General features: G+C 31.7%; 12 protein-coding genes. All 12 read right to left on the reverse strand.

From position 1 onward, the window contains the following. Positions 1–350: 350 nt before the first annotated feature. Positions 351–1,847 carry a murein biosynthesis integral membrane protein MurJ gene (gene murJ / locus CU633_RS17815; RefSeq protein ID WP_101661929.1) on the reverse strand — a complete coding sequence of 499 codons (1,497 nt, stop codon included), beginning with the start codon at positions 1,845–1,847 and terminating at the stop codon, positions 351–353. Then, positions 1,847–2,377: an acyltransferase gene (locus CU633_RS17820; RefSeq protein WP_101661930.1), complete on the reverse strand. Its 531-nt coding sequence runs from the start codon at positions 2,375–2,377 to the stop codon at positions 1,847–1,849. The genes murJ and CU633_RS17820 overlap by 1 nt, the downstream gene beginning before the upstream one ends. A 5-nt stretch (positions 2,378–2,382) precedes the next feature. Then, complete coding sequence (locus CU633_RS17825; protein ID WP_180955022.1) at positions 2,383–3,438, reverse strand: EpsG family protein; 1,056 nt, start codon at positions 3,436–3,438, stop codon at positions 2,383–2,385. Positions 3,439–3,506: 68 nt separating this feature from the next. Further along, the gene (locus CU633_RS17830) at positions 3,507–4,757 is read right to left on the reverse strand and encodes a glycosyltransferase (RefSeq protein ID WP_101661932.1); all 1,251 of its coding nucleotides are present in this window, start codon (positions 4,755–4,757) and stop codon (positions 3,507–3,509) included. A 26-nt stretch (positions 4,758–4,783) separates the two neighbouring features. Continuing rightward, the gene (locus tag CU633_RS17835; RefSeq protein ID WP_101661933.1) at positions 4,784–5,980 is read right to left on the reverse strand and encodes a glycosyltransferase family 4 protein; all 1,197 of its coding nucleotides are present in this window, start codon (positions 5,978–5,980) and stop codon (positions 4,784–4,786) included. 77 nt (positions 5,981–6,057) lie between these two features. Beyond that, positions 6,058–6,831, reverse strand: a complete 774-nt coding sequence (locus CU633_RS17840) for an AglZ/HisF2 family acetamidino modification protein (RefSeq protein WP_101661934.1) — start codon at positions 6,829–6,831, stop codon at positions 6,058–6,060. Between the two features lies 1 nt (position 6,832). Then, the gene (hisH, locus tag CU633_RS17845; protein ID WP_101661935.1) at positions 6,833–7,450 is read right to left on the reverse strand and encodes an imidazole glycerol phosphate synthase subunit HisH; all 618 of its coding nucleotides are present in this window, start codon (positions 7,448–7,450) and stop codon (positions 6,833–6,835) included. A 21-nt stretch (positions 7,451–7,471) separates the two neighbouring features. After that, a complete protein-coding gene (locus CU633_RS17850) occupies positions 7,472–8,608 on the reverse strand; it encodes an N-acetyl sugar amidotransferase (protein WP_101661936.1) in 1,137 nt (378 codons plus the stop codon). Positions 8,609–8,624: 16 nt separating this feature from the next. Next, positions 8,625–9,749, reverse strand: coding sequence for a non-hydrolyzing UDP-N-acetylglucosamine 2-epimerase (gene wecB / locus CU633_RS17855; RefSeq protein WP_101661937.1), 1,125 nt, complete (start codon positions 9,747–9,749; stop codon positions 8,625–8,627). Between the two features lie 4 nt (positions 9,750–9,753). Continuing rightward, the gene (locus tag CU633_RS17860) at positions 9,754–10,863 is read right to left on the reverse strand and encodes a capsular polysaccharide biosynthesis protein CapF (RefSeq protein WP_101661938.1); all 1,110 of its coding nucleotides are present in this window, start codon (positions 10,861–10,863) and stop codon (positions 9,754–9,756) included. A 16-nt stretch (positions 10,864–10,879) separates the two neighbouring features. Continuing rightward, positions 10,880–11,917, reverse strand: coding sequence for a polysaccharide biosynthesis protein (locus CU633_RS17865; protein ID WP_101661939.1), 1,038 nt, complete (start codon positions 11,915–11,917; stop codon positions 10,880–10,882). A gap of 15 nt (positions 11,918–11,932) precedes the next feature. Next, positions 11,933–13,117 carry a glycosyltransferase family 4 protein gene (locus tag CU633_RS17870; RefSeq protein WP_180955023.1) on the reverse strand — a complete coding sequence of 395 codons (1,185 nt, stop codon included), beginning with the start codon at positions 13,115–13,117 and terminating at the stop codon, positions 11,933–11,935. Positions 13,118–13,119 lie beyond the last annotated feature (2 nt).

The following is a 13,119-nucleotide window of genomic DNA, read 5'->3' on the forward strand; positions in this document are numbered from 1 at the left end:
CTTATGTTTGGTTACGAAAGTTTGACGAACGCTCCAGTCCGTAAGAGTCCTATTGTCTTTGTCACTCTAGTCTAAATGTATATTTTTACCAAATGGGCAGTGCCACCTTTCTTCAGGCTTTGTCTTTTTGGCTCAAAATCATGGAAATGTATTAACTGAATATTCTAACTACATTTATGCAACGCTAGTGAGTTCAGATCTATTTTTTCTTTAGGGTCTATTTATTACAATTTACTCAATTATAAGGCAATGTTTTTACGATGGTCCTTACAGAAGAATGTTGACGAAAGTTCTCTTCTTAAAACCTCAAGTTATGTGAAGAACTTTTTATATCTTTGTTATTGTCAAATCTAAATAAAAAGTTTAATTTTTTGTTTAGAGTTTATATTAATACACACTAAAACAAATAAATATACAGCACCTCCTATTAAAACTGCTCCAAGTAATGAAATAAATTCATTTGTGTAATCTACCATTATAATAAATGCGAATTTAACAGCGAACCCCATGATAATGGATGCAGTTAAAATCTTCATTAAAGAAATAACTATCTGCTTAATATTTAATGTCGCTAACTTCTTTTTGAGACTAATAAAGAAAAAAACGACAGTAATAATTGAAGATAAGCTTGTTGCTAATGGTAGGCCACTAAGACCAATAAACCTAGTTAAGATTATGGCTAATAGTATATTTATTAATATAGATAAACTAGAATAAACCATAGGAGTTTTTGTATCATGAAAAGAATAAAAAACTCTTGCTAAAAGTTCTCTTATCCCAACACTTAGCATACCTATTGAGAACATTACTAAACAATTTGCAGTCATTTGAATCGCACTACTATCAAATTTCCCTCTCGCATAAACAATGTTAATTATTTGTTCAGAAAACACTATATAATAAACTGTAATAGGTATAATAATTGACATTATACTTACGACTGATTGATAAATAGTGTAATTTACTTTAGAAAAGTCTTCAGATACTGCCTGTTTTGAAACCTGAGGATATACCAAAGATATTATTGATAAGACTATTACAGATTGAATAACATCTGTAATTCTGTTAGCATAATCTAGAATTGCTAGACCACCTATAATAATATGACTAGCTATAGTTCTATCAATAATTATGTTAATCTGATTAACTGATATTCCCAGAACTGCTGGGATAGAGTTTTTTAATAACTTTTTAACATTTTCATCAAATAAGTTATTATGAAACTTGTATCTATAACCATGTTTAATAGTTAATAAATACAAAATTATAAATTGAATTATAGTCCCTATAATTGTAAATAATTGAATATAGACAATATTACCTTTACTGGCGAAGTAAATACCTAGAATGGAAAATATATTTATTGGTATTTCTGAAATGGCAGGGATAATGAATATCTTTTTTACTTGAAGTAAACTACTTAGAATATATATAGTTCCGCTAAAATACACTCCTATAATTGATACTTTAATTAAAGTATTAGTTAATTTTATTGCTTCTGTAGTAAATCCAGATGCAAATAATTTTATTATGGTATCAGTATTAAAAAAAACTAACGCTACTAAGGCAGTATTTATAAATAATAGTAATGTAATCAATTTACTTGTAAATCTATTGGCATATTCCTGACCATTTTTAGAAAGCACATCATTATATACAGGGATAAAAGATGTTGATAAACCAATTCCAATAAATGCAAAAATTACTGTTGGAATTGTAATAGATAGCACAAAAGCATCACTAATAATACCAGCCCCGAAATAATAAGATAGTGCCACATATTTTCCAAATCCAAGAAATTTCCCTATTAGAGAAATCAAAATCAAAAAAAATGCGGTTTTTTTCATTAGTTCGCCATGTCCATTATGTTTAAAATATATTGTTTTAGTTCAAAATAATTTGATTTATTAACCGAATCCGGAATCAAAACAATTTTATCTTTAATTTTCTCATAATACTCATCAATACTACAAATCTTCTTTACAGGGCTACCGGCATAAACAAATCCTGACTCTAAATTTCCCTTTACTACTGATCTCGCACCAACAATAACATTATTTCCAATTTTAGTATTTGGTAATATAAGGGATTCATAACCGATAAAACAATTTTCACCAATTGTTATTTTTCCAAACATTCCAGTTTTATAGCTGTTGTAGTAAACGTCTGAGTTTCTAATATTTTGAGCTACACGTTTAGACTCATCATGATTAATAAAAGTTACGTTCGGAGCAATTAAAGTATTTTTACCTATTGATATTAAATATGGCTCACCACCAAGATTTACACTATTATACAAAATCACTCCTTTTTTCTTTAACATATTACGAATTTTATAATGATCATACTTGATTTTTAGTCTTAGAAGAATATTCATAAGAATTACCTCTGAAATATAGTTTTATATTCTAAAACTGCGTTCCCTGTAGTTAAATTTTGATAAAGATATAAAAAAGACACTACTAGCAATAGCAATTTAACAATTTTTTTCTCCTTAAAGTAATCTATTATAAGTGCAAAAATAAAAATGTTTGAAACTTGATAGAAGTAATTTGCCCTTAATGCTGTTGCGTTGAATCTTAAAATGACAGCAAAAATAATAGAATAAAAAAATATGTTAATTAATATTTCTTTTTTCTTATCAATTTTTTTAAAATTGTTTTTTTTTAATTTATTAATGTAAACTCCAACTAATACAAAAAGAATAATGTTTAAGACAAATCCAAACGAAAGTCCTTCAATTTCACTATAAACACCATAACTATATACCTGAGCGTATCTTGCAAAGAACGGAATTATTGACAAAAGACTAAATATTAATGCATTTGCTTTAATAATAATAAACAGCAAAATTGGTGATAGCCATATAAGAAAAAATTTAAAATTAATTGGAATATTTAATCTAGCCAAAAAGTACATCGGAAAGGCAAAAATAGCAGAGACATGGAATCCCATTGCTATCAATACTAATAAACTAAAAGTCCAAAATTTTTGTTTAACTATAAACTTCCATGAATACATTATTATTGCAATTGCTACACCTTGTCTTATTATATGGATGTTAAATAGAATTAAATAAAATCCGAAATATAGGGAAAAGAGTAATATACTTTTTTCTGGATTAAAGTAATTAAATGCTAAATATAAAAATAGAAAAGATAAAACCGAGCATATAAAAAATACTTGTATGGGAGAAGTAGAAATTTTGTTTATTAAAGCATAAATAGGTTCATAATAATTATCAATGCTATTTCCATTCTGAAAATAATAAAATTCAGCAAAATACTCTGCATAATCATTGCCTACATTATATCTCAATCCAACAAACAATGTTATAAAACAAATAAGTAGCAAAAAATACTTCCTATAATTTTTATTATTTCCACTTAATAATGAAAACAATCCTAATATTAATTGATTAATATAATAAATAGTCACAACTATCCCTCCCTTCAATTTTTAAAAATATTAGATATAAATGGGGTTTATTTATTATCATATCAGCCCTAATTAGTTTTATTAATTGTATTTTTTATAAAATTAAATATTCTCATAGTTTGAACTTTAACATTTTTCTCCCTAATAATAAATTTTTTCCCTTTAATAGCAGCTATCTTAAATTTAGAATAATCACTTCTAAGAAGATCGTTAAAAAATTGATATATCCCCTCTTCGGTTTCATCTTCCAAATAGATTAAATAATCAGAGTATTCCCCCGGGATTCCATTAAGTTTAGTAGAAATCACCGGAGTTTCAGTGAGTAAATATTCTATTGTCTTTGAAGGGAATGAATAATTCGTAAAGATATTATTTGTTGGCCTTGGATTTATTAAAAAATGTGATTTTTTCTGCACTTGTAAAACATCTTTAAATGGTAACATTCCTAAATACCTTATCCTTTTATCTAACTTTGTTTCCTCTATTAATTCTTCACTAAAACTACCTTGTCCACAAAAAATAAGTTCAATATTTTCAAAACCTAATTTTTTAAACCCATTTATTAACGTTCTAAATCCATATTCATTATTAAGAGAACCTGAATAAGTTATTATTTTCTTATGATTTTGAGTTTCGCTTGAAGCTTCATCAACAATGTTAAGATCATCGATGTCAACCATCCCTTCCATTATAATATATGGCATTTTCTTTTTATTTACCAAATGATTCATATTTTTAGTTATCAAGATATATCCTTCAAATTGCTCATGTAGAAACGAAGACACTTTAAGCATGATTTTTAACAAAAGTGATCGTATGATTGATGACTGACCATCAAAGAACCTTAATTTTGTTATTTCAGTAACAAGAATGAAACTTTTCACCCTAAATAATTTACATATTAATAGCATTGGAAGTAATATTGGAGGATTCGCAGAATAAGATAACATCGCTTTTTGTTTATTATTTCTGTTCTTCATACACCAAACAAAAGTTTGAAAAAAACTTCCCAGAAAAAACATTAGTTGTTTTAAAATCAACAGATTTAAAAATGGGAGTTGTATTAATTTTACATTTTCATTTACTTTATTTTTCCTTGATCTCCACCATAAAATCCGATTCCCAGGATAAGCACGTGCTGGTACGGAAGAAATTGCAGTTATCTTTATATTATTTAATAATGCACCTTTAAAAATCATCTTTTCTAATTTTTCTTGTGCATATGACATAGGAATAACTTGGTTTTTTACAATTAGTTCAAAAATATCCTCTCCACAAAAACACCCATTATACAAGATATCCAATTTTTCTTCACTCAAATTAATACCTCCAAAAATACCCTTAACTAAAATTCATTATTTTTAGCGAGTCTTTGCAACTTTTTATAAAAAGCATTACGTTCCATACTTAATTTCTCTGAAGAATAGTTTTTAGCAATTTTAATATTGTAATGACTCATTTGCTCTAATTCCTCAGGATTATTTATTAATTCTATTAATTTATCGGCAAACCCAGGACTATCATCTGGTTTAAACAAATATTTTTCTGGTAGCAATTCGGGAATGCCACCAACTGGTGTTGATAGACAAGGGAGTCCGGCCGCTTGGGCTTCTATAACAGATCTAGGCAATCCTTCATAATACGATGGGAATAAAAATAAATCACTTTGTGCTAAGCGGTGCATGAGGACTTCATTTGAATGAATTCTACCCGTAAACTTTATGCGTTCACTAATACCAAGACTCTGTGCATATTGTTGAAACTCAGATACAGAATCTCCATCCCCTATACAACATGCAGTAACATTATATCCTTTATCACTGACTAATCTAATGACCTCAATTAATGTTTTATGCCCTTTACTAAATCCATTAATTGTATTGGCAACATGAATAACCTCAAATGAATTTTTTCGCTTAGTATATCTCTTAGGTTTTAATATATATCTCTCCGGTAGTTCAATAGAGGAATAACTACCTTCAAAGAAACTATCATCTAAGCTTTTTACTTTTGATTTAGGTATTCTAGGATATTTTTTTTGCAAATAATTCTTGGTCACGTATGAAACTCCATGTGCTCTTTTCACCATAAATTTTAGAGTATACACGTTTATCCACTTAAAAATACCTTTAACATCAGTAGATGCTGCTGGATCATTTACAATTTCCAATGCATATGGTTTTCCACCACTATTCCCGATAAGATATGCTAAATAACTTTCGAGCTGGGCAACTCGAAAAATATAACAATCACATCCATCAAATACTTTACGATACCTAAAAATTAACTTAAATATATTTTTAATCAACCCTTTAAGTCCCTGATACCAAGGTAATTCGTATATTTCTAAGCCTTTTCTACTCACAAGTAAGAATTTTGATTCATCAATACTATTTACATATTTTGTTTTTGAAACAAATCTTACTTCATCAAATACATTTAAATACCTTTGGAAAAACTCATAATTATATATAGAAGGAGTATAATATTTCCCGTCAGGAGTTTTATATAAATGAGCATTATCAGTTACTAATACCTTCATAATTTTGTCCTCTCCAAAACAAATCTTCTAAAAGATCCTTTTTTAATACACTAAAATACATACAGTTATTATAAAGGTTACATTTTATATACTCCTATTTCTACTAAATCATTTTCTTCAGGTGCTGTAATCAAAACAGCTTTGTGAGATCCATAATAAACAAACAGACTTCCAGCTGCAGCAGCATGTGCCCCCCCTTTTTCAAGTACTTTTTTAAAATCAATAATATCTTTAGCACCACCGCAAGCTATTACAGGAATGGAAACTGCCGCAGTAATACTTTTTACTAGTTCCAAATCGTATCCTTTCATTGTTCCGTCATAAGTAATGGAATTTAGTAATATCTCTCCTGCCCCTAACTCTTCAGCTTTTTTTGCAAGGGTTACTGGATCTTCCTTGGCTTTGATACTACCACCATTTATATAACAATATCTCTTACCAAATAGTTCATTCTTAACATCGATGGATACCACCACACTTTGGCTACCAGCAAGTTCTGCTGCATCTTTAATTAATTGGGGATTTAAAATGAAAGAAGTATTAATAATGACTTTTTCATATCCTATATAAAATAATTTTTCTATTTCTGTCAGTGTCGTAATCCCTCCTCCATAACTTAATGGCATGAAAGCCTCACTTGCGATATCCTTTAAATATTCAAAGTCAGGACCTCGATTTTCAGACGTAGCAGTTATATCTAAAATGCATAATTCATCCACGCCTTTACCATTAAAAATCTTGACAGCGTTCACTGGATCACCTAGATAACGAGGGTTGGAAAACTTTGTGGTTTTCACTAGACCTCTATCCTGAATAGTAAGACAAGGAATCAGCCTTGGTCTGTGATACATATCAGATCCTCCTTGCAAAATTTTCCAGCAAAGCCATTCCGAAATTATGACTCTTTTCCGGGTGAAATTGCACTCCATATATATTCCCTTTTTTAACCGAAGCCGCAAAGGAATATCCATAATTACATTTCATTAAAACATTTTCTTCACTGTCACAAACGGCATGATAGGAATGTACAAAATAATACCTTTGCATTGAATCCAGACCATGTAGTAATGGATCGTCTTTCATCATATTTTCTGTGATATCCCAACCCATATGAGGTACTTTTACGGATTTATTCCAATTAAAATCAAAACGTTTGTTTTCGAAGGGAATCAATGATAACCCTTCACTAGTCCCTTCCTCACTTTTCCTTCCCAACATTTGCATACCGAGACATATTCCGAGGAGAGGTTTTTGCTCAGCGATTGTGTGTTTTCTGATTGCTTCCGCCAATCCACTCTTATTTAACTTATCCATTCCCGAATCAAATGAACCAACACCAGGCAGAATTAATTTCTCCGCCTTTTCTACTTCTGCAATTTCATTTGTAATAATAGCGGGGACTCCTATTTTTTTAAACATATTAAGAATCGAACTAACATTTCCAACTCCATAATCTAATATTGCTATCAAATCTATCACCTATAATTGTTATTAACGAAAATTTCGTTTCTCTACCCCTAGCTTTTTAGCCATTTTAATAGAAAACTCAATTAAACCTAATGAGTTTTTATAATTTTGATACGTTTTGTTTTCGCCATTAATAATTTGTTCAAATTCATTTTTAGAAATTCCTAACTTTTTTGAAATATATTCTATGTCCTCCAACATAGTTTCCTCATTATATGGAGATTCTTGTAATTTGTTTAATGCTTCCTTTCGGGTCATCTGTCCAGTTAGAATCATGTTTGAATAATAGGATTTTCTCTTATCATATCCAAATTTCTTCGGCAAATAATACCCTTCATAAAATCTAGTAAAAATATTTTCATAATGTTTATTCTCGTATTTTTCCCACCCGAATTTTTCCTTTAATTCTTTTTCAGCTGCATCTTTATCGTAGTGAATAATGTCGAGTGGAGCTACACGTTTCATTCCTTTAACGTAGGCATAGTGTAATCTATATTTAAACATGCCACACATCGGGAGAGTCTTTAGTTTAATCTTTCCATATTTTTTATGAATATCTTTAATTAGTTTAAGATCATTAAGATGTACCCACTCTATTGGCGGTCGAACACATTCTGTAGCGTTATTTGAACCTGTCAATACATATTTGATACCATTCTTCACTGCATAGTTATATAGTCCAGCAAAAATTACATGATCTTGTGGTAAATCCTGATATGCTACTTGGGATTTAAAAAATGCCAGCTGTAAGTCTTTCATCTCATTCCAATTAATTACTTCTGTGTACATATCTAAATCTAATGCTTTTACAAGCCTCTCAATGTTTTCTACAGCAACATTCAAGTTCCATCCAGTATCAACTGTATAAATTAATGGCCTCAACCCCATCTTTTCTTTTGCTATATAGGCCAAATAGGAGCTATCAGTACCTCCACTAAGACCAAGAATGCAATCATATTTTTGGCCTTTACCAGATTCGCGAATCTGCGCTGAGATCTTTTCTAACTCTACCTCATCATTTTTACCCGGTTGCCAATTAGGTAAGATTTCATTGTAATAGCTATTACAATAATCACACACACCTTTTTCATCAAAAATGATTTTACTATCTGTCGTATCCATTACGCAGTTCGAACAAATTTGATATTCCCTCTTTTTCATAAAAATTTTCTCTCCTTTATTTGCTCCAAACAACCCTGTTAACATAGTCTGTATAAGACATTACAATTCTTAATACCTTATCCGAAACATTAGGAATACTATAATCTGATACAAGCCTGAATGTACTATTTTCTTGTGATTCTAAAACCTCTAACCCTTGTAATATTCTCTCTTTTTTTAGACCTACCATCATAACAGATGCTTCTTCCATTGCTTCAGGTCTCTCATGGGCTTGTCTAATATTAAGTGCTCTAAAACCAAGAATAGAAGATTCTTCACTAATTGTGCCGCTATCACTAAGAACCGCTTTAGCATTAATTTGAAGCTTATTATAATCATTAAAGCCTAAAGGTTTCATTGTCTTCACAAGCGAATGAAACTCTACCCCTCTAGCTTCTATCATATTTTTAGTTCTTGGATGAGTGCTCACTATAACTGGCAAATTATACTTTTCAGCTACTGCATTTAAGCTATCTACTAAGTCAAAGAAATTAGTTTCTGAATTAATGTTTTCATCTCTATGAGCTGAAACTACAAAATACCTACCTTTTTCTAACTGTAATCGCTCTAAAATATTGGAACTATCAATGTCATCTTTTCTTGAATTCAGTACCTCAAACATTGGACTTCCGGTCTTAATTACCCTGTCTGCAGACAGGCCTTCTCTTAATAAATACTCTCTTGCAATATCACTGTAAGTTAAGTTGATATCTGAAATATGGTCCACAATTTTTCTGTTTGTTTCCTCGGGAACTCTCTGATCGAAACATCGATTTCCAGCTTCCATATGAAAAATTGGGATCTGTCTTCTCTTGGCTGCTATCGCACATAAACAACTATTTGTATCTCCTAGTACCAGGAAAGCATCTGGTTTTACTTCTTCCATTATAGGATCTATTTTTATAAGGATATTTCCTATAGTTTCTACCGCTGTTCCAGTAGCTGCGTTAAGAAAATAATCCGGCTTTTTCAAATTAAAATCCTTAAAAAACACTTCATTTAATTCATAATCATAGTTTTGGCCCGTATGGACAAGTATATGGTCTATTGCTTCTGATTGTTCTAATTTATTAATTACAGCAGACAGTCTTATTATCTCTGGTCTGGTACCAACGACTGTCATTACTTTTAACTTCTGCATCGAGTTATACCTCCAAGTAGTAAGTGTCTGGCTTCTCTGGATCAAAGAACTCATTTGCCCACATAATAGTGACCATATCGGTATCACCAAGATTTTCAATATTATGTGTGTAGCCAGTAGGTATATCTACTACCTCCAACTTTTCCCCACTGACAAAATATTCAATGACTTCATCGGAGTCAATTTCCCTAAAGCGGATAACTCCTTTTCCACTTACCACAAGAAACTTTTCATTCTTCGTATGATGCCAGTGGTTTCCTTTCGTAATGCCAGGTTTAGAAATATTAACGGAGACTTGTCCTCTATCCGGAGTCTTAATAAACTCTGTAAAAGATCCTCTTTGATCTACATTCATCTTAAGCTCATAGGAAAATTGGTTTTCAGGTAAAAAGCTCAAATAGGTGCTATAAAGCTTCTTTGTCAATGCATCTTTCATATTAGGTATACTTAAGTAATTCCTGCTTTCTTTAAAGCCTTTTATAACCTTGGCTAAATCACCAAGCTTGATTGAATGAGTTATAGGGACAGCGCAATAGTCATCTTGGATAGTTGGATTTCCCTCTAAAGCTCTTATAAACTCTTCTAATACATCATCTATATAGCAAAGAGTAAGTTCTGTATTTGGATTGTTTATTTTGATATCTAATCCTCTAGCTATATTGTGGCAATAAGTTGCAACTACAGTATTATAGTTGGGGCGACTCCACTTACCAAATAAATTGGGGAGCCTGTATACCAATACTTTTGCTCCCGTTTCTTGATTGTAGGCAAATAACAAATCCTCAGCTGCCTTTTTACTTCTTCCATAAGGATTGTCCAGTTCAGCTTGGGTAGATGAAGTAATCAGTATTGGAGCCTTATTATTATTCTTAGACAATAGTTTCAATAAAGTAGAAGTAAGCTCGAAGTTTCCTTCCAAAAAATCTTCCTCTTCTTTTGGTCTGTTGACTCCGGCTAAATGGAAGATAAACTCACACTCTTTAGTATACTGCTCTAATAAGGCTGGATCGGTATCTTTATTAAATTCTATAATATCGGTGTATCCCTGGTTCCTTAATTCCATTACCAGGTTTTTCCCCACAAATCCTTTTGCTCCTGTAACAAGTATCTTCATCTCTCTTCACAGCCCCTTAACTCATCGTTAAAGCTTTTTTGTCCCAAGCCTTAAGCTCATTTTGCACATAATGCAGCTCAAGGAGTTTTTCTTTTATTTGTTTAATGTTCAATCGTTCCGTATTATGAGAGTTATATTCTTCACCTAAGGAAAGATTATGGTCTCCATCAGCAAAATATTTATCATAATTCAGATCCCTGTTATCAACTGGTACCCTGTAGAAACCACCCATATCTTCAGCAACTACGTGCTCTTCTCTTGTGAGCAGAGTTTCATAAAGCTTTTCACCATGACGGGTACCAATGACTTTAATTTCGTTATCAGCGTTAAACAATTCTTTTAATGCTTGTGCCAGGGACCCTACTGTTGATGCGGGAGATTTTTGAACCATAATATCACCTGCCAAGGCATTATGGAAAGCAAATACCACCAGTTCAACTGCTTCCTCCAGACTCATAAGGAATCTGGTCATATGGGGATCTGTAACAGTTAATGGCTGTCCATTTTTTATCTGCTCAATGAATAAGGGAATAACAGAACCGCGAGAAGCCATAACGTTTCCATACCTGGTTCCACAGATAAGAGTTCTTTCTGGAGATACTGTTTTAGATTTGGCAACGAATACTTTCTCCATCATCGCTTTTGAAATCCCCATAGCATTGATCGGGTAAGCTGCCTTATCTGTAGAAAGACAAATTACCTTTTTCACACCATATTCAATTGCCGCTGTCAAGACATTATCTGTCCCTATGATATTTGTTTTGACAGCTTCAAGTGGGAAGAATTCACATGATGGAACCTGCTTTAAAGCTGCTGCATGGAAGATATAATCCACTCCATGCATTGTATTCTTTACACTGGCCAAATCTCTGACATCCCCAATATAAAATTTAAGCTTATCACTTTTATATTGCTTCCTCATATCATCTTGTTTTTTCTCATCTCGTGAAAAAATACGAATCTCTCTTAAGTCCGTATTCAGAAACCTATTCATTACTGCGTTTCCAAAGGAACCTGTTCCGCCAGTAATTAGTAATGTTTTATCTTTAAACAAATTTAACATCCCCATCTAATAATTTTTCATCAAGCTGTTGTTTAATTTCTCAAAGAAAACTGTCTTAGAAAAGTTGGCATTGTAATACCTTTTACCGTTTTGCCCATATGTTAGGTGCATCTCTTTTTCTGCTGCAAATTTTCTGATGTTTTTAGCCAGCTCTTTATAATCTTCTGCTGATCCACAAATCCCGCATTGGGCATCATTTATCACTAGTTTCGTCTCTCCGTCGATTGCACCAATGATTGGTTTGCCAGAGGCCATATAAGATTGGACTTTTCCTGGTAATGTATAAGAAATTATTTTATTTGATTTCAGCGTTACCAGAAAAGCATCTGCCATATTATAAAACTTTGGCATTTCAGTAATTGGATGTTGTCCATGGAAAATGACATTAGAAAGTTTAAATTGTGCAGCTAGCTGTTCACATTTATCTCGAGAAGAACCGTCCCCTACGATATGAAATTTAATAGATTGTTCCTGTTTTAATTCATTTGCTGCGTAAATAATGGTTTCTACACTTTGCATTTCGCCAATATTTCCTGCAAAAACTAAATTAATTTCCTTACCGGCATTTCTTGTTTTAATGTTCTCAAATTGCCCTTCTGCATATACTGGAAGATGATAAATCTTCTTTTGAATATCTAAAGTATTCTTAAAGTACTCTTCAAACATTATAGAGCTTATTAATATTTCATCCGCACTTTTGTAAATCCACTTGCTCAACTTTAGCAGAGCACTATATGTTTTACTATAAGAATTGATCCCAGCGGAAGCAATACTTTCAGGCCAAAGATCAAAGCAATATAACACCAGTGGCTTTTTAGTCAGTTTTCTCAGCAGAATAGCTGGAATCGCCATTGTCACCGGGGATAGCTGATAGACTAAAATCAAATTAAAATCCTTTTTCAAAAATAAAGCTTTAATGCTTGATGTCAACGCAAAACTGAGATAATTCAATGCCAATCTTTTTGTTCCCTTTCCTCTTCCAAGGAGCCAGCAACGAGTAACTTTTACTCCATTTATTTCTTCTGTTCTATTTTTAAATTTCTTATATCTTTGATCTACTATTCCACTAGGATAATTAGGAAGGCCTGTCAACACAGTCACTTGATGCCCCTGGGTGACAAGCTCAAAGCAAATATCATTTACTCTGAATTGCTCAGGAAAGAAATATTGGCAAACCACAAGAATTTTCATTT

The organism is Bacillus sp. V3-13, assembly GCF_002860165.1.
GTDB lineage: Bacteria > Bacillota > Bacilli > Bacillales > Cytobacillaceae > Bacillus_BJ.